General features: G+C 58.7%; 20 protein-coding genes and 1 riboswitch. Of the genes, 10 read left to right on the top strand and 10 right to left on the bottom strand.

Going from position 1 to position 20,501, the window contains the following annotated elements; genetic code table 11:
• The first annotated feature begins 3 nt into the window (after positions 1–3).
• Positions 4–462 carry a glycine zipper family protein gene (locus tag HWX34_RS07555; RefSeq protein ID WP_178971671.1) on the top strand — a complete coding sequence of 153 codons (459 nt, stop codon included), beginning with the start codon at positions 4–6 and terminating at the stop codon, positions 460–462.
• Between the two features lie 76 nt (positions 463–538).
• Here HWX34_RS07555 and HWX34_RS07550 read toward each other — a convergent pair whose 3' ends face one another.
• The 3 genes from HWX34_RS07550 to HWX34_RS07540 are packed head-to-tail and all read right to left on the bottom strand — an operon-like array spanning position 539 to position 3,456.
• Positions 539–1,003: a DMT family transporter gene (locus HWX34_RS07550; protein WP_255496613.1), complete on the bottom strand. Its 465-nt coding sequence runs from the start codon at positions 1,001–1,003 to the stop codon at positions 539–541.
• A 52-nt stretch (positions 1,004–1,055) separates the two neighbouring features.
• A complete protein-coding gene (locus tag HWX34_RS07545; RefSeq protein WP_045845938.1) occupies positions 1,056–1,469 on the bottom strand; it encodes a YkgJ family cysteine cluster protein in 414 nt (137 codons plus the stop codon).
• A 10-nt stretch (positions 1,470–1,479) separates the two neighbouring features.
• Complete coding sequence (locus HWX34_RS07540; RefSeq protein ID WP_178971669.1) at positions 1,480–3,456, bottom strand: U32 family peptidase; 1,977 nt, start codon at positions 3,454–3,456, stop codon at positions 1,480–1,482.
• A gap of 292 nt (positions 3,457–3,748) precedes the next feature.
• Here HWX34_RS07540 and HWX34_RS07535 point away from each other — a divergent pair, with 292 nt between their 5' ends.
• Complete coding sequence (locus HWX34_RS07535) at positions 3,749–5,446, top strand: methyl-accepting chemotaxis protein (protein WP_178971668.1); 1,698 nt, start codon at positions 3,749–3,751, stop codon at positions 5,444–5,446.
• Between the two features lie 77 nt (positions 5,447–5,523).
• On the opposite strand, the gene HWX34_RS07530 is transcribed toward HWX34_RS07535, so the two are convergent.
• Complete coding sequence (locus tag HWX34_RS07530) at positions 5,524–5,757, bottom strand: DUF2789 domain-containing protein (RefSeq protein WP_178971667.1); 234 nt, start codon at positions 5,755–5,757, stop codon at positions 5,524–5,526.
• Between the two features lie 203 nt (positions 5,758–5,960).
• Between HWX34_RS07530 and HWX34_RS07525 the strand changes: the two genes are divergently transcribed.
• Positions 5,961–7,172: a winged helix-turn-helix domain-containing protein gene (locus HWX34_RS07525; protein WP_178971666.1), complete on the top strand. Its 1,212-nt coding sequence runs from the start codon at positions 5,961–5,963 to the stop codon at positions 7,170–7,172.
• Here the strand turns inward: HWX34_RS07525 and HWX34_RS07520 are convergent.
• The 3 genes from HWX34_RS07520 to thiC form a co-directional block, all read right to left on the bottom strand.
• Entirely contained in the window at positions 7,169–7,483 is a 315-nt protein-coding gene (locus tag HWX34_RS07520; RefSeq protein ID WP_178971665.1) for an EthD family reductase, read from the bottom strand. The two genes, HWX34_RS07525 and HWX34_RS07520, sit on opposite strands and share 4 nt — an antisense overlap.
• A gap of 59 nt (positions 7,484–7,542) precedes the next feature.
• Complete coding sequence (locus HWX34_RS07515; protein ID WP_178971664.1) at positions 7,543–7,995, bottom strand: GNAT family N-acetyltransferase; 453 nt, start codon at positions 7,993–7,995, stop codon at positions 7,543–7,545.
• Between the two features lie 389 nt (positions 7,996–8,384).
• On the bottom strand, positions 8,385–10,295 hold the full coding sequence (gene thiC, locus HWX34_RS07510) for a phosphomethylpyrimidine synthase ThiC (RefSeq protein ID WP_178971663.1): 1,911 nt from the start codon (positions 10,293–10,295) through the stop codon (positions 8,385–8,387).
• 73 nt (positions 10,296–10,368) lie between these two features.
• A riboswitch (TPP riboswitch) is annotated at positions 10,369–10,516 on the bottom strand.
• A 118-nt stretch (positions 10,517–10,634) separates the two neighbouring features.
• Between thiC and HWX34_RS07505 the strand changes: the two genes are divergently transcribed.
• The 4 genes from HWX34_RS07505 to HWX34_RS07490 all read left to right on the top strand — a co-directional run bounded on the left by HWX34_RS07505 (position 10,635) and on the right by HWX34_RS07490 (position 13,905).
• Complete coding sequence (locus tag HWX34_RS07505; protein ID WP_178971662.1) at positions 10,635–11,294, top strand: protein-L-isoaspartate O-methyltransferase; 660 nt, start codon at positions 10,635–10,637, stop codon at positions 11,292–11,294.
• On the top strand, positions 11,291–11,620 hold the full coding sequence (locus HWX34_RS07500) for a rhodanese-like domain-containing protein (protein ID WP_370459691.1): 330 nt from the start codon (positions 11,291–11,293) through the stop codon (positions 11,618–11,620). Before HWX34_RS07505 ends, HWX34_RS07500 begins: the two co-directional genes overlap by 4 nt.
• A gap of 111 nt (positions 11,621–11,731) precedes the next feature.
• Positions 11,732–12,472, top strand: a complete 741-nt coding sequence (gene ung / locus HWX34_RS07495) for a uracil-DNA glycosylase (protein WP_178971660.1) — start codon at positions 11,732–11,734, stop codon at positions 12,470–12,472.
• Positions 12,473–12,585: 113 nt separating this feature from the next.
• The gene (locus HWX34_RS07490; protein WP_178971659.1) at positions 12,586–13,905 is read left to right on the top strand and encodes a hemolysin family protein; all 1,320 of its coding nucleotides are present in this window, start codon (positions 12,586–12,588) and stop codon (positions 13,903–13,905) included.
• Between the two features lie 56 nt (positions 13,906–13,961).
• On the opposite strand, the gene HWX34_RS07485 is transcribed toward HWX34_RS07490, so the two are convergent.
• Positions 13,962–15,176 (bottom strand): cation:proton antiporter, encoded by a 1,215-nt coding sequence (locus tag HWX34_RS07485; protein WP_178971658.1) that lies wholly within the window; start codon positions 15,174–15,176, stop codon positions 13,962–13,964.
• Positions 15,177–15,535: 359 nt separating this feature from the next.
• Between HWX34_RS07485 and HWX34_RS07480 the strand changes: the two genes are divergently transcribed.
• Positions 15,536–16,216, top strand: a complete 681-nt coding sequence (locus HWX34_RS07480; protein ID WP_178971657.1) for a hypothetical protein — start codon at positions 15,536–15,538, stop codon at positions 16,214–16,216.
• 28 nt (positions 16,217–16,244) lie between these two features.
• Here HWX34_RS07480 and HWX34_RS07475 read toward each other — a convergent pair whose 3' ends face one another.
• Positions 16,245–16,742, bottom strand: a complete 498-nt coding sequence (locus tag HWX34_RS07475; protein WP_178971656.1) for a GNAT family N-acetyltransferase — start codon at positions 16,740–16,742, stop codon at positions 16,245–16,247.
• A 220-nt stretch (positions 16,743–16,962) separates the two neighbouring features.
• Positions 16,963–17,721 carry a glycosyltransferase family 2 protein gene (locus HWX34_RS07470; protein WP_178971655.1) on the bottom strand — a complete coding sequence of 253 codons (759 nt, stop codon included), beginning with the start codon at positions 17,719–17,721 and terminating at the stop codon, positions 16,963–16,965.
• A 509-nt stretch (positions 17,722–18,230) separates the two neighbouring features.
• On the opposite strand from HWX34_RS07470, the gene waaC reads away from it, so the two are divergent.
• Entirely contained in the window at positions 18,231–19,190 is a 960-nt protein-coding gene (gene waaC, locus HWX34_RS07465) for a lipopolysaccharide heptosyltransferase I (RefSeq protein WP_178971786.1), read from the top strand.
• Positions 19,187–20,443, top strand: coding sequence for a lipid IV(A) 3-deoxy-D-manno-octulosonic acid transferase (waaA, locus tag HWX34_RS07460; RefSeq protein WP_178971654.1), 1,257 nt, complete (start codon positions 19,187–19,189; stop codon positions 20,441–20,443). Before waaC ends, waaA begins: the two co-directional genes overlap by 4 nt.
• Positions 20,444–20,501: the final 58 nt, after the last annotated feature.

Here is a 20,501-nt window from a genome sequence, read left to right as displayed (position 1 = left end):
ATCATGAACAAATTGCTGTGGTTGCCATTGACGGCCATCGGGCTGACGGCATGCAGCACTGTCCCGCTAGGCCCGACGGTCGCGGTGATGCCTGCGGCCGGCAAACCCTTTGACGTGTTTGCCCAGGAAGAACAGCAATGCCGCCAGTATGCGGAGGCAAGCAGCGGCGGCAGCAGCGCCGATGCCTCCACCGCTGCCATGGCCGGCAATATGGCGCTGGGCACGGTGGTTGGGGCTGCCGCAGGTGCGCTGATGGGTGGCCATCAGGGTGCTGGCGTCGGCGCAGGCGCGGGCCTGATCGCCGGCACGGCAGCCGGTAGCGGTGAAGCACGCTACAGCGGCCACGATGCCCAGTACCGCTACAACCTGGCTTACAGCCAGTGCATGTATGCCAAGGGCAATCAGGTTCCGGGTCAGCAGCGCTATGCGGCGCCCTACTATCCGCCGCCACGCTTGCCTTGATAGACAGGCATTAGCTAAAACAAAGGGGCTGGTCTGAAAGACCAGCCCCTGTCGCATATCACACCGGCTCAGCGCATCAGCGGCTGAACCACTTGTCGCCAAAATTCACCAGCAACACACCAGCCACCACCAGTGCGGCTCCCGCCAGTCGCGGCAGGCTGATTTCACGCAAAGGCATGGATAACCAGCCAAAGCGGTCGAACAGCAAAGATGTGCAGACCTGCCCGGCAATAATCAACGACAGCATGGCTGCCACGCCCAGCCTGGGGGCCAGCAAGGTGGTTCCAAACACGAAGAAGGCACCCAGCAGCCCGCCGACAAACATCCACCACTCGCCACGCGCCAGCTGGCTCAGCCCGCTGAATTTCTGGCCGCTGAACACGGCCAGCAAAGCCAGACTGATGGTGCCCACGGCAAAGGAAATCATGGCAGCCAGCACGGTACTGCCATTCAACAGCAATTTGAGCTGATTGTTGACTGCGGCCTGCAAGGGCACCACCACGCCAATGGCAAATGCCATCAGGGCAAAAACCGGATTCATGTTTGTCCTTTGCTTGGAAACGAGCGCGGTTTCACGTGAAACCGCCGCCATATCAGCCAGATAGCTTCACCGCCTGTACCGGACGGGCGGCTTTGGGATTACGGGTATAGGCGCAAAAGCCCGGCTTGGGGCCAACTTTGGGATGGTTGCGGCAGGTATTGGGACGCCGCTCGTAGATGGTACACAAGCGGGTTTGCTGGTCCAGATACTGGCAGTCGCCATTGGCGCGCCGTGCCAGGGTGAAAATGCCGTGCTTGAAGTTGAAATGCTGGATTACCCGCTGCTTTTCCAGCCGCTTGGCGATGTTCTTGATCGGCTCTTCCAGCTCGAATTCGTCCACCACCCCCATACGCACCAGATCTGGCAGGCGCACTTCCACCGGCATCGAGCAGCAACTGCCCATGCAGTCGCTGCACAGGCCGTTCTTGTACTTGACCCAGGTTTCCAGTCTTTCGATATCCGCCATCTTGCCTGCCTTATTGCGGACGTTGCTTGAAGAAGGTCAGTGGCGCGGTATACGGCACTTCGCTGGGGGCCGGGGCCTTCAGGATGTGCTTTTTCATCTTGCCCATCACATGCATTTCACAGGGGCGGCACTCAAACTTCAGCGTGTAGGTTTCATTGCCGGATTTCAGCGTCATCGGCTCGGCACGCACCTGTCCCATCACCCCCTTCACACCCTTGGCCTGCTTGGGACACAGGTTGTAGGAGAAGCGCAGGCAATGCTTGGTAATCATCAGGCTGACTTCGCCCTCTTCCTGATGCGCCTCGTAAGCCGCGTCAATCACCTCCACACCGTGCTTGCGGTAGAACTGCCAGGCCAGCTGGTTGTAGACATTGGCCAGATAGCTCAGCGTCTTTTCCGGATATTCCACCGGTGGCTCCACCGCCAGCTTGCGCGGCGGGCGTACCCAGGCGGTCAGCCGGGCCTGTTCCAGCAGTTCGATGGCCTCGCGGCGCAAGCCATTGATGGCGGACGCGGGTACAAACCACGGCTGGCTCAGGTGCAGTGCCACATCATTGGCCACGAACATGGTATTGCCCAGCTTGGCCAGATTGTCACGCAGGCCGCTTTCCGCCTTGGCGGCATCCTTGGCCGGTTCCAGTGCCAGCTCGGCACTGGCGCTGGCACTACAGCCATCCTCATCGGTCACGGTCAGGCGCAGGCCATCGGCCTGTTCGTCCAGGGTCAGCCACACACCCACCTTGCGCTCGGCAGACTTCTTCAACAACGCCAGCTCCCAGGCGTGGTCGCGGTTGCGGCACAGGTCGGTTCCCGGCTTGAGCCCTTGCAGCAAGGCCGGATCATTCGGCTGGCAACGCCACAGCAAGTCGCCGCCCGGCACATGGCCGATCTGCTTCACGGTATTGAGCTGCATGCCCACCACTTCGCGCTTTTTCATGAAGTTGATGCCGTCGCCATTGCTCATGGTTTCCGGGGTGGCAATCTCCAGCCAGTCCGGCCCCACCTTGTGCACCACGCCCAGTGCCACGCCAACGAATTTGGGCGAATCAAAGGCACCGATGTCGATTTTGCGGCCGGTGGCAAAGTAGTCGGTGCTGCCACGGTGGAAGGTCTTGTCCGGGTCCGGCGCAAAGAAGATTTCGCTGCTGCCGCTGGAGGCAGGCGCCAGTTCCGGGCGGCGTTCGATAATTTCATCCAGCAGCAAACGATAGTGGGCCGTGATGTTTTTCACATAACTCACGTCCTTGTAGCGGCCTTCAATCTTGAGCGAACGCACGCCGGCATCCAGCAGCGCTTCCAGGTTCTTGCTCTGGTTATTGTCCTTCATGGACAGCAAGTGCTTGTCGAAGGCCACCACGCCGCCGTCCTTGTCGGTCAGGGTGTAAGGCAGGCGACAGGCTTGCGAGCAGTCGCCACGGTTGGCGCTGCGGCCGGTATCGGCATGGCTGATGTAGCACTGGCCGGAGAAGGCCACGCACAACGCACCATGGATGAAGTATTCGATGGTGGCGGCTTCACCCACGCGGGCGGCAATGCGCTTGATGTCGGGAATGCTCAGTTCGCGTGCCAGCACCAGCTGGGACAGTCCGGCATCGGCCAGAAAGCGCGCCTTGTCAGCATCGCGGATATCACACTGGGTGGAGGCATGCAGCTGGATGGGCGGCAGGTCCATTTGCAGAATGCCCATGTCCTGAATGATCAGCGCATCCACCCCGGCGTCGTACAACTGCCAGATCAGCTTGCGCGCCGCTTCCAGCTCGGCGTCATGCAGGATGGTGTTGAGCGTGGCAAAAATGCGCGCATGGTAGCGGTGGGCAAACTGCGTCAGGCTGGCAATGTCTTCCAGGCTGTTGCTGGCATTGTGCCGGGCACCGAAACCGGGGCCGCCGATATACACCGCGTCCGCGCCATGCAGGATGGCTTCACGGCCGATTTCGGCAGTTTTGGCGGGGGACAGCAGCTCGATCTGGTGCGACAACAGACTCATGACGATTCCTGACTTGAAAAAAGGGCTTTCCCGCAAGCAATACCAGTCGCAGGAAGGGGCGGAATTATAACGTAATCAGTGGCTTATAGATAGCAGCAACATATTGCAAGACGGGTGCCATGTTGAGGAAACATGCAAGGGAAATGACAGCATGATGACATGCTGCGCAGGCTTACTAAGTACGCTTACTTAAAGCAAAAACAGCGCTTGGCATGACATTAGAATGGACGCTAAAACTAAATACCAAAATAACACCAGTCACCGCGCCACGGTGCTTTCAGGGGGTTTCATCATGCTGGACCGGCTTACCATCGGGCAAAAACTGTTTGCCCTCATCCTGTTGCTGCAACTGGTTACCCTGGGGGTGGGCAGCTTTGGCTGGCTGACCCAGCAAAACATCCTCTCCGATTTTGCCACCACCTACAACGACAGGGTGGTATGCCTGAAGCAGCTGAAACAGGCCGGCGACAGCTATGCGGTCAATATTGTCGATGCCGCCCACAAGCTGCGTGCCGGCAGCATGAGCGACAGTGACTTCCTGCACGGACTGGACACTGCACAAGCAACCCTGAAACAGCAATGGGGCAGCTATCGCGCCACCTACCTGACCGAGGAGGAAAAAGGCCTGGCCGACGCAGCAGAAACCGCCATGCGTAATGCCGACGGACAGATTCAACAGTTGCGGCAAATCGTGCAAAGCCACGACCAGCAAGCATTGCAGCAATTCATCGACAAGAGCCTCTACCCTGCCATCGACCCCATTTCCAGCCGCATTGATGCGCTGATCGACCTGCAACTGCGCGTGGCGGCAGAAAACTTTGCCAACTCCCAGCAGCATGCCCGCCAGTTTTCCATCCTGTCCTTGCTGCTGATGTGCGTCGGCATTGCCGCAGGCGCAGTAGTCGCCATCATCATCATCCGCCGTCTCTTGGCCGAACTGGGTGGGGAACCGCGTGATGTGGTGGCGCTGGCCAGCCGCATTGCCCAGGGCAACCTGGCGGAAAAGCTGCAAACTGACCATGCCAGCCAGGGCAGCATCGTGACGTCCATGGCGCACATGCAGGCAGAGCTGATTCGCCTGGTGCGCCATATCGACGGTATCACCGGCAAACTCACCGTGCATGCCAGCGAGCTGGCCAGCGCGTCAGAACAGGTGGCCGTCAGTGCCGAAGAACAAACCCGGGCCGCCTCGTCCATGTCCGCCTCGGTGGAACAGTTGTCGGTCAGCATTTGCTCGGTCAGCGACAACTCTCAGGATGTAGCCAAGGATGCCAGCATGTCCGGCGAATTGGCCCAGGCCGGTGAGCAGGTGATTGTACAAACGCTGGGCACCATCCAGTCGGTGGCGGAACTGGCGCAGCAATCCCAGCAACAGGCCGACCTGATGGGCGACCGCTCGCAGAAGATTTCCAATGTGGTGGCGATGATCCGTGATGTGGCAGACCAGACCAACCTCTTGGCGCTCAATGCCGCCATCGAGGCCGCCCGTGCTGGCGAGCAAGGCCGCGGCTTTGCCGTGGTGGCCGACGAAGTACGCAAGCTCTCGGAACGTACCGGCCAGTCCACCACCGAAATCAGCAGCATGATCCGCGAAATGCTGGAAAGCAGCGAACTGGTGATCAACAATGTCCACGCCACGGTGGAACGCATGCAAACCGGCCTGCAGCAGGCTGGCCAGGCACGGGAAACGGTCAGCCGCATCAACGACAATGTGAACAGCATCAAGCAATCGGTGAGTGCCATTTCGGTGGCACTGGCCGAACAGCAGGCCGCCGGTAGCGGCATAGCCAGCAATGTGGAGCAAGTGGCGCAGATGTCGGAAGAAACCAGTACCGCAGCCAGTCAGACCGCCAGCTCGGCCAGTGCCATGGAGCAAATGGCGCACGAACTGCAAGCCGCCATCAGCTATTTCACCCTGCCGCAAGCCGGCCAGCCACAGCGCCAGCAGCAGCCACCTGCCGGTGCGGTACAACTTGCCCTGTCCAGATGAAGCGGACATGGCTGGCAGCATGCAAAAGCGGGCAGTCACCGTCTGGCCACTGCCCGCTGTCACTGGCTTGCCAAGGCTTATTTCTGGCTCAGCAACGCCGCCAGCTCATCCACCGCCTCGGCCCATTCGGCGTCGCTGGCCAGCGCCTGACGCAAAAAGTCGGCCTGTGCCGGGTTCCAGAACGCCGCCTCGGCCAATGCCTGGCCAGGTTCCAGCCAGTGGCGGGCCAGAAACACCTTGATGGCGGTGACGTCGTTATCCAGCCCAAGCTGGGCGAATAGTTGTTCCAGCTGATGCTTGCCGGTATCCATGATGTTATTTTCCTCTTGCTCCAGTGCAGAGGTGCAGGATGGCCTTATTTCACACCGGCATGCAATGCACAAATGCAGACTGTGCACCTGCAAGACCGGGGTTGTTGTCTGGCACCGACACATGACAAAGCATCAGAAATACAACCTCCCGCTGTCTAACAGGCTTGATATAGTCTGTTCACCCACTACTTGTGCCGCCCCTCATGACCCTGCATCTTTCACTCTCCCAGGCACGACTTCTGCACCTGGCCGCCCAGGGACTGTTACAGCCGCCTCGGCGCAAGGCCACGCCTGCCGATGTGCTGGCCGCCATCCGCCGCATGGCCTTGCTGCAGATAGATACCATCAGCGTGGTGGCGCGTAGCCCTTATCTGGTGCTGTTCAGCCGCTTGGGGTCTTACGATTCCCGCTGGCTGGATGACTGTCTGGCAGAAGGCAAGCTGTTTGAATACTGGGCGCATGAAGCCTGCTTTGTGCCGCGCGAGGATTACCGCCTGCTGCGCCACCGCATGCTGGACCCGGCACACATGGGCTGGAAATACCCGCAGCGCTGGCTGGAGCAACACCAGCCCGCCGTTGACCAGCTGCTGCAACAAATTCGTTCCCACGGCCCGGTGCGCTCGGCCGACTTCAGCCGCAGCGAGGGCAAGGGCAATGGCTGGTGGGACTGGAAGCCGGAAAAACGCCATCTGGAAGTACTGTTCACACTGGGGCAGTTGATGGTGAAGGAGCGACGCAGCTTTCAGCGCGTCTACGATGTGGCAGAGCGGGTGCTGCCGGATTGGGACGATGCACGCGATCTGCCCAGCCCGGAAACAGCCCAGCGCGACATGGTGCGCAACAGCTGCCGCGCGCTGGGCGTGGTCAAGGCGGGCTGGGTGGCTGATTACTACCGGCTGCGTCGGGGCAAGTACGACGCCTTGCTACACCAGTTGGCAGATGCAGGCGAACTGATTCCGGCCCGTATCGACGGCTGGCAACATGATGTTTTCGTCCATCACAGTCTGCAAGACGAACTGCAACAGGCTGTTGAAGGGAGGCTCAAATCCACCCATAGCACCGCGCTGTCGCCGTTTGACCCGGTGGTGTGGGACCGCAAGCGCGCCAGCGAATTGTTCGGCTTTGATTACCGCATTGAGTGCTATACCCCGGCCGCCAAACGGCGTTTTGGCTATTTCGTATTACCGCTGCTCAACCGTGGCCGGCTGGTGGGACGCATGGATGCCAAGGCCCACCGTCAGCAAGGCGTGTTTGAAATCAAGAATCTGTATCTGGAACCCGGCATCAGGCCCACCTCCCAGCTATGCCGCGATCTGGCAGCCATGCTGCACAAACTGGCCGCCTGGCACGCCACGCCACGGCTGGTATTGCAGCAGGGGCCGGGCGAACTGGCCGCATATCTTGAAACAAACTAGCCCAGCAGGATTTCGCTGTACTGGATCTGCGGTGTGATATCGGTGTAATTGGCGATATCACCCTGCAATTGCGCTGCAATCGGCATGAAAGCGGCCAAAAATGACTCCACCGATTCAAACTGCAGCTGGCACAGCGCCGTAAAGTTGGGCGTACTGCCTGGCTCGCTGCCGCTGATGCCCTTCTCCACCCGCATGTCCAGCAAGGCTGGAGCCAGCAGCTTGCTGGCCAGCGGCATGTGCTGTTGCAAGTAGTAGTCGAAATCGAAACGGGCAGTAGCGCTATACGGATAGAGAATGCTGACGTTGATCATGACCATGTCCTTGGTGGTGAGGCCATCAGCATAATCGCATCCCGGCCCGTACTCCAGCCTCAGCCCACTTGCTTGCGGTACTGGATGTAACCCAGATTTTCCGCCAGCCGGTCGTACAGCTGGCGTGCCGTGGCATTGCTTTCATGGGTAAGCCAGTACACCCGGCTGCAGCCGGCATCCGCCGCATAGGCATACACCTGCTCGATCAAGGCCCGTCCGGCGCCCGTGCCGCGCACCTCCGGCTGCACATACAAATCCTGCAGATAACAGTAATTACCCGGCGTCCAGCTACTGCGATGCAATACCGTATGCACCAGGCCCACCGCCCGCTCGCCCTGCCAGGCCAGCCAGGCCTGCATGGGCTCGGTCGCATCGAGAAAACGCTGCCAGGTAATGGCGGTATCGGCCTCGTTCTGGCTGCTGTGATAAAAATCCAGATAGCCCTGCCACAAGGGCAGCCAGGCAGCAAAATCGTCAGCGGCAAGCGGGCGTATGGAAACGGCTTGGGTCATGGCTCTCTCCTGTGGATAAGCCTTTATGCTGCACGGCTTATGGCGCCATGGGCAGAGCCAGTGCGTATCAGAGGCATGGAACCACTTGGGGAGTGGGGAGTGGGGAGTGAACAGCAGTGTGTGGCCTGATTGATTTTATCCACAACAGGCCTCGTGGTTCTCGTTTTATCCACATGCAACAGGAACAGCCCAAGATGTTGAAATCAAAAGAATATTGATTTTCCCATCACAACGCTGTACTAGCGTGACGTACTCGTTCAGTCAAGATGGCATGAAGCGCTTGAACCTGCTCTTGGCCTGAGGACTGTGGATAAGTTATTACCATGCAAAACGGCAGCCGCAGCTGCCGTTTTTTCCAGACCTGTGGATAAGTCAGGTAGTCAACAAGATCAGATCTTGTCGTACAGCTTGGCCCCGCCCTTCACAAACTCCACCGACTTCACTTCCATGCCCTTCTGCAGCGCGGCTTCATCGCTGATGCCCTGCTGGGCGGCGAATTCGCGCACGTCCTGGGTAATCTTCATGCTGCAGAAATGCGGGCCGCACATGGAACAGAAGTGCGCCACCTTGGCGCTGTCCTTGGGCAGGGTTTCGTCGTGGAAGCTGCGCGCCTTGTCCGGGTCCAGGCCCAGATTGAACTGGTCTTCCCAGCGGAATTCAAACCGCGCCTTGGACAAGGCGTTATCGCGAATCTGCGCGCCGGGGTGGCCCTTGGCCAGGTCGGCGGCATGGGCGGCCAGCTTGTAGGTGATGATGCCTTCCTTGACGTCGTCCTTGTTGGGCAGGCCCAGGTGTTCCTTCTGGGTGACGTAGCACAGCATAGCGGTGCCATACCAGCCGATCTGCGCCGCGCCAATGGCGGAAGTGATGTGGTCGTAACCCGGTGCAATGTCGGTGGTGAGCGGGCCCAGGGTGTAGAACGGCGCTTCGTGGCACCACTCCAGTTCCTTGTCCATGTTTTCCTTGATCAGCTGCATCGGCACATGGCCGGGGCCTTCAATCATTACCTGCACATCGTGTTTCCAGGCAATCTGCGTCAGCTCGCCCAGGGTTTTCAGTTCACCCAGCTGGGCGGCATCGTTGGCATCCCACACGCTGCCCGGACGCAGACCGTCACCCAGACTGAATGCCACGTCGTAGGCCTTCATGATTTCGCAAATCTCTTCGAAATGCGTGTACAGGAAGTTTTCCTGGTGATGCGCCAGACACCACTTGGCCATGATGGAACCACCGCGCGACACGATGCCGGTCATGCGGTTGGCAGTCAGCGGTACATAGCGCAGCAGCACACCGGCATGGATGGTGAAGTAATCCACCCCCTGCTCAGCCTGCTCAATCAGCGTGTCCTTGAAGATTTCCCAGGTCAGGTCTTCCGCCTTGCCATTCACCTTTTCCAGTGCCTGGTAAATAGGTACGGTGCCGATGGGTACCGGCGAATTGCGAAGAATCCACTCGCGGGTTTCATGGATATTCTTGCCGGTGGACAGGTCCATGATGGTGTCGGCACCCCAGCGGATGCCCCAGGTCATCTTGTCCACTTCTTCGGAAATCGACGACGTTACTGCACTATTGCCGATATTGCCGTTGATCTTCACCAGGAAGTTGCGGCCGATGATCATCGGCTCGGATTCCGGATGGTTGATGTTACACGGAATGATGGCGCGGCCAGAGGCTACTTCCTGACGCACGAATTCCGGGGTGATTTCCTCCGGCAGCGCAGCGCCATAGCTGTGACCGGCGTGCTGACGGGTCATCAGTTCCAGCAGCTTGGCGTTCTTGCCGCCGGCTGCTTGCAGGCTCTCGATATAGGCCTTGCGGTTCAGGCTTTCGCGGATGGCAACGTATTCCATCTCCGGGGTGATGATGCCCTGGCGCGCATAATGCATCTGGCTGACATTCTTGCCCGGCAACGCACGACGCGGCTTGCGTGTCAGGTTGAAACGCAGGTCGTCCAGCTTGCTGTCGGCCTCGCGGGCACGACCATATTCACTGGACAGGCCGGCCAGTTGCTCGGTGTCGGCACGTTCGGCAATCCAGGCCGCGCGCAAGGCTGGCAGGCCGCTCTGGATGTCGATGTTGGCGGCCGGGTCGGAATAAATGCCGCTGGTGTCATACACATAGATGGGCGGGTTTTGCTCGCCGCCAAACTGGGTGGGTGTGTCGCTCTGGCTGATTTCACGCATCGGCACGCGGATATCGGCACGGCTGCCTGCAACATAAATCTTGCGGGAGTTGGGCAAGGGCTGAATGGCGGCCGAATCGACCGTCATGGCTGCATTGAGTTTGGTGGGCGCGTTCATCGGGTTTCCTCCATGCGATGAAACGGCGCAAGGAGCGAAATCCGGCAAGACCGGCTGCAAGGAGAAGGTGAGAACCATGCAGATGACGCTTCCCTACGCCGGGATTAACCGGGTCAGGTTCCAAGGGTATTTCTCACCCGTACAACATGAAGCGGCAACATTCCACAATCAGACTGGATATGGACACCACAACACAGCGCACAGGACCCCTAGCGATGCTGTGAAGGTAAGGTAAATGTGGGATAATCGCAAGTTATCGTCATGACACGCTGTCCGCGCGGCCGGTTTTTCGGAATACCGATTGACTGCTGCTGGCAGCCAGCCCTTCGGAGTAAGCTGATGGATTTTGAAAATGCCCGTTTCAACATGGTCGAGCAGCAGATTCGTCCGTGGGACGTACTTGACCCCAAGATTCTGGACCTGCTGTTTCACGTGAAACGCGAAGATTTCGTCGCTGCCGACAAGCGCCAGCTGGCCTTTGTCGACACCGAACTGCCGTTGCCCAATGGCGGCAAGATGCTGCAACCGAAGCTGGAAGCGCGTCTGGCACAGGATGCCGCCGTACAGCCGCAAGACAAGATTCTGGAAGTCGGCACCGGTGCCGGCTACCTGACCGCCCTGCTGGCCAAGCTGGGTCGCCACGTATATAGCGTGGAAATCAATGCCGCCACCCGCGAAGCGGCTGCCGCCAACCTGAAAAAGGCCGGCATCGGCAATGTTACCCTGGTGGAAGGGAATGGCCTGGATGGCCTGAAGGAACAAGCCCCGTTCGACGTGATCGTGGTGGGTGGTTCGCTGCCGGTGGTGCCGGAAACCCTGAAAGCCCAGCTGGCCGTCGGTGGCCGCATGATTGTGGTGGTGGGTGATCTGCCGGCCATGAGCTGCAAGCTGATCAAGCGTGTCAGCGAATCCGCCTTCAGCGAAACCAATCTGTTCGAAACCTGTATTTCCCGTCTGGCCAAGGCTGAAGCCATCGAGCCGGAACGTTTCGTATTCTGATGATTCGCGAAATCACCGCCCGCGACCTGGCCGCCTGGCGCGCCGACAGCAACGCAGCGCAGCCGCTGTTGCTGGACGTGCGCGAGGACTGGGAAGTGCAGCTGGCCAGCATTGCCGGTTCGCTGCACATCCCGATGAACCTGATTCCGCTGCGCATGAGCGAACTACCGGATGACCAGACTATCGTCACCGTCTGCCATCATGGCGTACGCAGCTTCCAGGTTGGCCTGTATCTGGCCAATGCCGGTTTCGAGCAAGTGCTGAGCCTGCAAGGTGGTGTGGAAGCCTGGGCCAATGATGTTGACCCTGGCATGGCACATTACTGAGCCGGACAGCCCAGATTGCAGCCAAGCAAGCCATTCCTGCCAGCAGGAATGGCTTTTGTTTTGGAACCGTCCGCCCGTTTGCCACATCCAAACCGGCAAACAATCGACAAAATGGAATTCGTTTTGAGTCAGCAATCCCTCCCTTACCTTGCCCCGGCCCTCTCCCCGGTACACCCCGCCTGGGAAGCTGTTTTGCATGCACCGGACATCTTCGCCCGCTTGCGCCAGATCGACCAGCAACTGCAACAGCAAGCCAGTCAGGGCAAAACGCTGTTTCCCCCGCAGCCACTCATTTTCAACAGCCTGCGCACCATGGCTCCGGCTGACATCAAGGTGGTGATTCTGGGTCAGGACCCTTACCACGGCGCAGGAGAAGCAATGGGCTTGTCCTTCTCGGTGCCGCCCGGTGTGCGTATTCCGCCCAGCCTGCGCAATATTTACAAGGAACTGGTGGCAGACCTGGGTGGCGGCATGCCGGCCAGTGGCGACCTGACACACTGGGCTGAACAGGGTGTACTGTTGCTCAACAGCGTACTGACCGTGGAAATGGACAAGGCAGGCAGTCACGGCAAGCTGGGCTGGCAAACCATCACGGATGCGCTGATCGATGCAGTCAATCAGCAAAACCCCGGCTGTGTATTCTTGCTATGGGGCAACTGGGCGCAAACCAAGGCCGAGCGGATAGATACCAGCCGCCATCTGGTGCTGACCGCGGCACATCCTTCCCCGCTGTCAGCCAGCCGTGGCTTTCACGGCTGCCGTCATTTCTCGCAAGTCAATGCCTGGCTGGCTGCCCATGGCCGCGACACCATCCGCTGGATGCCCGCCAGCAATCAGAACAGCCTGTTCTGATTGCGCCTTGCTGCAGGGCTGCAAAGCGCAGCCCTGTACTGAAAAACCCGGCTTTTCAGCCAGTCAGCATTGCCCTAAGCTAGCAAGGGTCATCTTCTTCCCCGCCGCCCATCGTGGATATTTTCTTTCTGTTTGTTCTGATCGTGCTGAATGGCGCCTTTGCCATGTCGGAAATCGCCATTGTTTCTTCGCGCAAGATCCGCCTGCAACAATGGGCAGAAGAAGGCCGGCGCGGGGCACGCTCGGCGCTGCGTCTGGCAGAAGAGCCCACCCGTTTTCTGTCTACGGTACAGATAGGCATCACCAGCATCAGCATTTTTTCCGGCGTGTATGGTGAAGCAGCCTTGTCCGAACATTTTCAGGACTGGCTGGAGTTGAACCTGCCGCAGCTGCATGCCTACAACAAGCCGCTGTCCGTGGCCCTGATGGTGGCCGCCATCACCGCCTTGTCGCTGGTGTTTGGCGAACTGGTACCCAAACGGCTGGCCATGCTGAACCCCGAAGGCATCGCCAGCACCCTGGCCCCGCCCATGCTGCTGCTCTCGCGCCTGGCCGCACCGCTGGTACGCCTGCTGTCGCGGCTGACCGATACCCTGTTGCGATTGATAGGCGCGCGCAAGAGCAATGAACCGTCCATTACCGAAGAAGAAATCCGGGTACTGATGGAACAGGGGGCAGACGAAGGCATTTTCGATCGCGCCGAGCAGGAACTGGTGGAAAACATCTTCCGGCTAGACGATCGCAAGGTAGCCGCGGTGATGACACCACGCAAGGACATCGTTTCCATTGATATCGAAGACCAGCAGCACGATAACCGCCAGTTGCTGATTGCGCACGCTTACAGCCATTTCCCGGTGTGCAAGGGCGGCATGGAGCACGTGCTGGGCATTCTGGACACCAAACGCATGCTGGACCGGGTACTGGCCGGACAGAGCGTGGATTTCATTGCCGACCTGCAAATTCCACTCTATGTCCCGGCTACGGTATCGCTGATGCAGCTGATGGAACAGTTCCGCCAGGCCCACACCCATCTGGCACTGGTGGTGGACGAATACGGTGAACTGGAAGGCCTGGTAACCATGAATGATGTACTGGAAACCGTGGTGGGCGATTTACCCTCCGTCCATGCCGATGGCGAAGACGACGAGATCGTTCAGCGCGAGGATGGCAGTTATCTGGTGGACGGCATGGTGACACTGGACAGCTTCCGCCAGTATTTTGAGGTCGAGCAGTCCTTGCCGGGCGAAGACACCGGCAATATCCACACACTGGGTGGCGTGATGATGTTCCAGCTGGGCCGGGTTCCGGCAGTGACAGACCGTTTCGACTGGCAAGGCTTCAGTTTTGAAGTGGTGGACATGGACAAGACCCGGGTGGACAAAATCCTCGTCAGCCGACTGCCATCGAGCCGTCTGGAGCAGAACGACAATTAAACGACAATTGAGTGATTCATCCAGCACCATGAAAAAAACCGCCCAAGGGCGGTTTTTCATTGACTGAGCGCAGGTGTCAGACGCTTGCGGTAACGCTCGGTCCACAAGAACAACAGCGGATTGATCAGAATGGACAAAATGGCTCCGGCCAGAATCAGCGAATGGCTGTGTTCGTTCATCAGGCCCAGGGTAATGCCCAGTCCGGCCAGAATGAAAGAGAACTCGCCAATTTGCGCCAGGCTGGCGGCAATGGTCAGCGCGGTAGCCGGGCTACGGCCAAACAGCCGCACAATGCCATAAGCGCCCAGCGATTTTCCCACCACAATAATCAGCAAGGTGCCCAGCACTTCCCAGAAGTTATGCAGCAAGACCGACGGGTTGAGCAGCATGCCCACCGAGACAAAAAACAGCACGGAAAAGGCGTCGCGCAGGGGGAGTGATTCTTCGGCAGCGCGATGGCTCAGTGGCGATTCGGCCAACACCATGCCGGCAAAGAATGCACCCAAGGCAAACGACACATCAAACAGCAAGGACGCGCCGTATGCCACGCCCAGCGCAGTGGACAACACGGCCAGACGGAATAGCTCGCGGCTGCCGGTATACACAATGCGTTCCAGCATCCACGGCAAAAAACGTCGGCCAAACACCAGCATCAGCGCGACAAAGGCCGCTACCTTGCCCAGCGTCAGCAGGATGGTCCACAGCACCGCGCTGCCGCTGATTACCACATCCGCTCCCTTGCCACCCAGCACACCAGAAAATATGGGCAGCAACACCAGTGTCAGCACCATCACCAGGTCCTCCACCACCAGCCAGCCAATGGCGATCTTGCCGTCATCAGTCTGTTCCAGATTTTTTTCCTGCAAGGCCTTGAGCAGCACCACCGTGCTGGCGGTGGACAGCGCCAGGCCAAATACCACCCCCTCGCCCACAGGCCAGCCCAACAGTTGGGACATGCCCAGTCCCAACACGGTAGCCAGCAGAATCTGCCCGATGGCACCGGGCAAGGCGATGGTTTTCACCGCCAGCAAGTCTCTGACCGAAAAATGCAAACCCACACCGAACATCAGCAAAATCACACCCATCTCCGCCAATTGTGGTGCGATCTGGCTATCTGCAGTAAAACCCGGGGTAAACGGACCGGCCACGATGCCGGCACACAGATAGCCGATGAGCGGTGGCAAACGCAGGCGGAAGGCCAGCGTGCCAAGCATGAAGGCAAATACCAGACTGCCGACAATAGTGGCAATCAGGGGTGAATGATGAAGCATGGCTCAGCCCTCCATTCCAGTTTCAATGCATGACAGATTGCCGGAATATCAATGTAGTTCCACTTAATATCAAAATTTCAACAAAATATTAAAATTAACTTATTTTGCATAAAAATTGACCAGGATAAAATGCAGGTATATTTGGTTTTATCGTCGTGAATTCATCCACTTGTGCAAGACATTCAACGGGTGCCACGCCATCGGAAAACCATCGGCTGCATGCAGTCATGCTGCCATGTCATTCGGCATTGTCCAGCAGTGTATTCCTTTGCCATGACATGTCCTGCGGTTTGCAGCACACGGTCTGGGGCGTATGCTCTGAGCACTTTTCATCGTGTTTTTTCCACCCCGGAGTCTGCATGCGTTGCCCTGCCGTGTTGATGTTGTTGCCCGCCCTGCTTTGCTGCCAGTCGGCATTTGCCGACGAACCCGTACACAGCATGACGCTGAGCCTGGACGGCAATCTGTACCAGACGGATTCCGGCACTGGCAGCAAGCTGCAACCCTCGCTGTCGCTCCGCCACGATACCGCCTACGGCAGCCTGTTCGTGCAACAAGGTGAAGCCGGGCTGGGCCTGCCCGCGCCGGGCGGATTCATGACGCTGGCCGCCGCCAATGAAAGCCAGTGGGAACTGGGGGCCAATTCCAGCCACTGGATGGGTGTGCTGCGTTATGGCGTGGATCTGCCGCAGGATGGCTCGGTTTCCATCGGCTATGCCGACCGGCTGGGTAGCGCCAGTCCGGGCAAGATGCTGCTGATGAATCTGGATCTCACCCTGGGCAACTGGCGCAACCAGCGCATCAGCCTGCTGGGCTGGGCCAGCCTGGCCAATAGCCAGCGCGCCCTAAGCCTGGGACATCAGGCAAAAGGCGGCGGTTGGCATCTGGAACAAAGCAATCTGCTACTGATGCTGAACCACCCGTTCAACCGGCGCTGGTCGATGGATGTGGGGGCAGGTTCACGCTGGATGGCAGATCAGCAAGCCAGCCATAGCGCAGGCTGGCAAGCGGTACTCGGCATCAACTGCAAGTTGTACTGAGCAGGGCTCACCACATGGCGCAGGCAGCTTACAAACACCTGCCGCACACCGTGCTCATGCGCGAGCCGCTCCAGCGCCGTTCCGGGTCGGCAAAACTCTCTAGCTCCTGTAAATCCGCCTTCTGCATCATGCCGGCCGAGCCGGCATTTTGCTGATGCCTGTCCGCACACAGCCAGCGACAACCTTGCTGTTTCAATATCTCACACACCTTCAGCAGCAAACGGCTGCCCAGGCCTTGTCCTGCCGCATCACGGCTTACCACTGCTTCAATCAGAAAAGCAGCCTCACCGGCAGCGATGTCCGCCGGACGATGCGCCGGGTAGGCATCAGAACGGTCAAACAGCATCACCGCCAGCAGCTGCCCTTGTTCTTCTGCCAGCAAGCCTTGCACAGTGCCGCTGGCCAGGCCGGACAGTGTCTGCTCCACCCCGTCTGGCGGCAGGTAGTTCCAGTCATTCGGCCCGTGAGTCATGATCAATTGGCGTAATGCAGCCACATCTGCCGGCTGTGCCGTACGAATTTCCATGTTCATTTCCCCTCATCGCTGTCCCGCCTCATGCAAAACCCTGCTTTAAGCGGCCAGAAACGGCGTTTACCGGCTTGCAGTGCTTTTCAGCAGTCAGCGTTGGTCAGAACGCTCAGAACGGCTTAAAACCGTGTTGTTGTCCAATCACGGCCCATGTGAAGCTGGTTTCACACTGGTTGCAACACGTTTGCTACTGCGACAGCCAGGAATTAGCCACGATTCAGTCTTTTTTTCCCAGCCGGTGCAGTTCGTTGAGCTTGGCGTATTTGATATAGCTGTTGAAGCAACCAATGCTGATGTGGACAAGTCCGGGCAAACCATCCAGAAAACCACGGCGTACCAGGTAAAACTTGGTAAAGCGCAACAGCGGGCTGAACACCAGCTTGCTCCATCCCGCCTTTTTCCCGCGCTTATACAGCATTTCGGCTTGCAAACTGGTGTAGCGGTTCTGCTTGGTCAGGTAGAGCGCAATGTCTTCGCCCGATTCATGCATCAGGTCGCCAGACAGTTTTTCCACAGCGCCGGCGCACTGTACGTACTCATGCACCACATCATCCGACCAGCGTGCCTGGCGTCGGTCAAACAGCCGCAAGCTCCAGTCCGGGTAGCCTTCACCATGCTTCAGAAAACGACCCATAAAGCGGTTGCTACGTGCAAAGCGATAGGCAGCTGCCTGTGGATTGTTAAGTATCCGCTTGATTTTATTGGTCAATTCTGCTGATGGCCATTCATCTGCATCCAGACACAATACCCAGTCATGGCTTGCTGCCTGTACGGCAAATTGCTTCTGCGGACCGAATCCCAGCCAATCCTGGTGGATAACTTTTGCCTTATAGGCAGAAGCTATCGCCACGGTTTCGTCGGTACTGCCTGAATCCACCACCACGATTTCGTCTGCCCATTGCACGCTGGCCAGGGTTTTTTCCAGTTGTGCAGCTGCATTTTTGGTGATGAGTACAACGCTGAGCGGCTCTCGCATCTTTTCTTGTTATTCCCATATGTATATGGAAGAAACTGGTAGAAGAAGGTCATTTGTTGTGGATAACCTTGTTTTTACCAGTTTGTTCAATGGTTTAGCCTACTGCAAAAGGTGTTGAACAGCGCATTGTGCTGTCCATGACGATTTGTGGATAACTTGTCGTCCAGACTGAAAACCAGGTTTATCCACATGCTGTCAGCCCTATGCCCATGCCACCCTGTGAGCAGGCATTTTTGTGCTGCTTCCCTTGTTTATCTTAAACCGAATTTTATTATGAAGAGACTAATGAGAGGAGAGTGTTTCTGTTGATAACCCTGAAAAACCCATGTGATGTCAGTAGTTTGCCTTGTTGATGGCACTGGGATTAATCAGGCGGACGGGCAGGTGGCTGATTGTGGATAAATCAGCCTGTTTTTATTCACAGGGGTTTATCCACAATACTTTCCTGTGGATTCAGCCTGTTTAATCACAACGGTTTTGTGCAAGCTTCGGTTACAATGCGCGCCATGATGAACGTACTGATCGTGCGTACCTCGTCGATGGGCGACCTTATCCACACCTGGCCTGCCATTACCGAGCTGAAAACGCACTACCCCAACCTTCGCATCAGCTGGCTGGCCGAAGAAAACTTTGCCGACATCCCGCGTTTGCACCCGGCGGTGCAGCAGGTTATTCCCATGGCATGGCGTCGCTGGCGCAAGAGTCTGTTCTCGGCAGCTACCCGGGCTGAAATGAAGGCGGTTTATCAGCAGCTGCAAGCCACACAGTGGGATCTGGTGGTGGATTGCCAGGGCCTGTTGAAGAGTGCCATTCCGGCCAAGCTCAGCCGTGGCCCATTGGCCGGCTACGACCGGCACAGCATTCGTGAACCGCTGGCCTGCCTGCTGTATGACAAGACCCACCGTGTCGATTGGTCGTTGTCTGCGGTCGAGCGCTGCCGCTTGTTGCTGGCCAAGGTGTTTGGTTACCAGCCAGCAGGCAGCCCGTGTTTTGGCGTACCCGCAGCGGCCCGGCCAGACTGGTTGCCGCAAGGCGAATACGCCGTGCTGCTGCATGCCACCAGCCGTGCATCCAAGGAGTGGCCGGAACATCACTGGATTGCGCTGGGTGAACAGCTGGTAGCACAACATGGCCTGCAGCTGATCATCCCCTGGGGCAATGCCGCCGAACAGCAACGTGCCGAGCGGCTGGCCGCCGCCATGCCACAGGCTGTGGTGGCGCCACGCATGAATCTGATTGAAGCCTGTGGCTTGCTGGGCCATGCCCGCGCTGTCATCGGCGTGGATACCGGCCTGTCTCATCTGGCCAATGCCCTGAATGTGCCGCTGGTGGCCATCTACACCGATACCAACCCCGACAAGACCGGGGTGGTGGAAACCCCATGGGCCACCAATCTGGGCAATATCGGTCAATGCCCGACCGTGGATGCGGTGTACCAGGCCTTGCTCGCCCGCAAGGACATGGCATGAACTGGCGGCGTGGGCTGTATTCCTTGCTGTGGTGGGCTGCCACGCCGCTGATTCGCCGTTATCTGAAAAAACGCGCACGCAAGGCACCGGCCTATCTGCAACATTGGGACGAGCGTTTCGGCCAGGCACGCCAGCCGCAGGCCGCTGGTGCGATCTGGATTCATGCGGTATCGGTGGGTGAAACCCGCGCCGCCCTGCCCTTGATCCAGGCCATTCGCCAGCGCTGGCCGGACGCGCCGCTGCTGCTGACCCAGATGACCCCTACCGGGCGCGATACCGCCTGCCAGCTCTACCCCGATGCCGAAGTGCGTTACCTGCCTTACGACTATCCGGGCGCGGTGCGCGATTTTCTGGCTGTCTGGCAGCCACGCTTTGGCGTGCTGATGGAAACCGAGCTGTGGCCCAATCTGTTGCATGCCGCGAGCCAGCAAGGCGTGCCGGTATTTCTGGCCAATGCGCGGCTGTCGGAAAAATCGCTGCGCGGCTATCGCCGCATTCAGGGCCTGATTGGCCCAGCCTTGCGTGATTTGACGGCCATTGCTGCGCAAAGCCGGCAAGATGCCGAACGTTTGCAGCAATTGGGCGCTGTTTCACCGCAGGTCTGTGGCAATACCAAGTACGATTTCACCCCGCCCGCTGCCATGGCCGAACTGGCAGCGCAGTTTCGCCAGCGTATTGGCAGCCGTCCGGTATTCATTTGCGCCAGTACGCGCGATGGCGAGGAACAGCTGATCCTGCAAGCCTGGCAGCAGGCGGATGTCGGCAATACCTTGCTGGTGCTGGTGCCGCGTCACCCGGAACGATTTGACAGCGTGGCCGCACTGGCACAGGACATGGGCTTTGCCGTGCAACGGCGTAGCGACCAGCAAGTGCTGGCAGCCCACACCAGCGTGTGGCTGGGCGACAGCATGGGCGAGCTATTTGCCTACTATGGCTGTGCCGATGTGGCATTTGTCGGTGGCAGCCTGCTCCCCTTGGGTGGGCAGAACCTGATCGAACCGGCCAGCCTCGGCCTGCCGGTGTTGTTCGGCCCGTCCATGTTCAACTTTGCCCAGGCCAGTGAATTGGCGCTGGAGGCAGGCGCTGCCTGGCAAGTGGCAGATGCTGCGGCCCTGGTACAGCAGGCGCTGGGCCTGTTGCAGGATGAAGCCCGTCGTCAGCAGATGCACAGCGCCGCGCTGGCGTTTACGGCAGCGCACCGTGGTGCCAGTCAGCGTATTGTCCAGTTACTGCAGGCGCATCTGCCAGCCTGATACAGCGGCCCAGTCATGGGCCCTGTTGCCTGCCCGCCACGCCAGGTTAGCCATTTCC

This window comes from Aquitalea sp. LB_tupeE (assembly GCF_013391415.1).
GTDB lineage: Bacteria > Pseudomonadota > Gammaproteobacteria > Burkholderiales > Chromobacteriaceae > Aquitalea.
This window is presented reverse-complemented; position numbering and strand designations above follow the sequence as displayed.

What these genes read in the sequence shown, in the direction of transcription:
- HWX34_RS07555 (WP_178971671.1), top strand. Translation starts at nt 4, where the DNA reads ATGAACAAATTGCTGTGGTTGCCATTGACGGCCATCGGGCTGACGGCA.
- HWX34_RS07550 (WP_255496613.1), bottom strand. Translation starts at nt 1,003, where the DNA reads ATGAATCCGGTTTTTGCCCTGATGGCATTTGCCATTGGCGTGGTGGTG.
- HWX34_RS07545 (WP_045845938.1), bottom strand. Translation starts at nt 1,469, where the DNA reads ATGGCGGATATCGAAAGACTGGAAACCTGGGTCAAGTACAAGAACGGC.
- HWX34_RS07540 (WP_178971669.1), bottom strand. Translation starts at nt 3,456, where the DNA reads ATGAGTCTGTTGTCGCACCAGATCGAGCTGCTGTCCCCCGCCAAAACT.
- HWX34_RS07535 (WP_178971668.1), top strand. Translation starts at nt 3,749, where the DNA reads ATGCTGGACCGGCTTACCATCGGGCAAAAACTGTTTGCCCTCATCCTG.
- HWX34_RS07530 (WP_178971667.1), bottom strand. Translation starts at nt 5,757, where the DNA reads ATGGATACCGGCAAGCATCAGCTGGAACAACTATTCGCCCAGCTTGGG.
- HWX34_RS07525 (WP_178971666.1), top strand. Translation starts at nt 5,961, where the DNA reads ATGACCCTGCATCTTTCACTCTCCCAGGCACGACTTCTGCACCTGGCC.
- HWX34_RS07520 (WP_178971665.1), bottom strand. Translation starts at nt 7,483, where the DNA reads ATGATCAACGTCAGCATTCTCTATCCGTATAGCGCTACTGCCCGTTTC.
- HWX34_RS07515 (WP_178971664.1), bottom strand. Translation starts at nt 7,995, where the DNA reads ATGACCCAAGCCGTTTCCATACGCCCGCTTGCCGCTGACGATTTTGCT.
- thiC (WP_178971663.1), bottom strand. Translation starts at nt 10,295, where the DNA reads ATGAACGCGCCCACCAAACTCAATGCAGCCATGACGGTCGATTCGGCC.
- HWX34_RS07505 (WP_178971662.1), top strand. Translation starts at nt 10,635, where the DNA reads ATGGATTTTGAAAATGCCCGTTTCAACATGGTCGAGCAGCAGATTCGT.
- ung (WP_178971660.1), top strand. Translation starts at nt 11,732, where the DNA reads ATGGAATTCGTTTTGAGTCAGCAATCCCTCCCTTACCTTGCCCCGGCC.
- HWX34_RS07485 (WP_178971658.1), bottom strand. Translation starts at nt 15,176, where the DNA reads ATGCTTCATCATTCACCCCTGATTGCCACTATTGTCGGCAGTCTGGTA.
- HWX34_RS07480 (WP_178971657.1), top strand. Translation starts at nt 15,536, where the DNA reads ATGCGTTGCCCTGCCGTGTTGATGTTGTTGCCCGCCCTGCTTTGCTGC.
- HWX34_RS07475 (WP_178971656.1), bottom strand. Translation starts at nt 16,742, where the DNA reads ATGGAAATTCGTACGGCACAGCCGGCAGATGTGGCTGCATTACGCCAA.
- HWX34_RS07470 (WP_178971655.1), bottom strand. Translation starts at nt 17,721, where the DNA reads ATGCGAGAGCCGCTCAGCGTTGTACTCATCACCAAAAATGCAGCTGCA.
- waaC (WP_178971786.1), top strand. Translation starts at nt 18,231, where the DNA reads ATGAACGTACTGATCGTGCGTACCTCGTCGATGGGCGACCTTATCCAC.
- waaA (WP_178971654.1), top strand. Translation starts at nt 19,187, where the DNA reads ATGAACTGGCGGCGTGGGCTGTATTCCTTGCTGTGGTGGGCTGCCACG.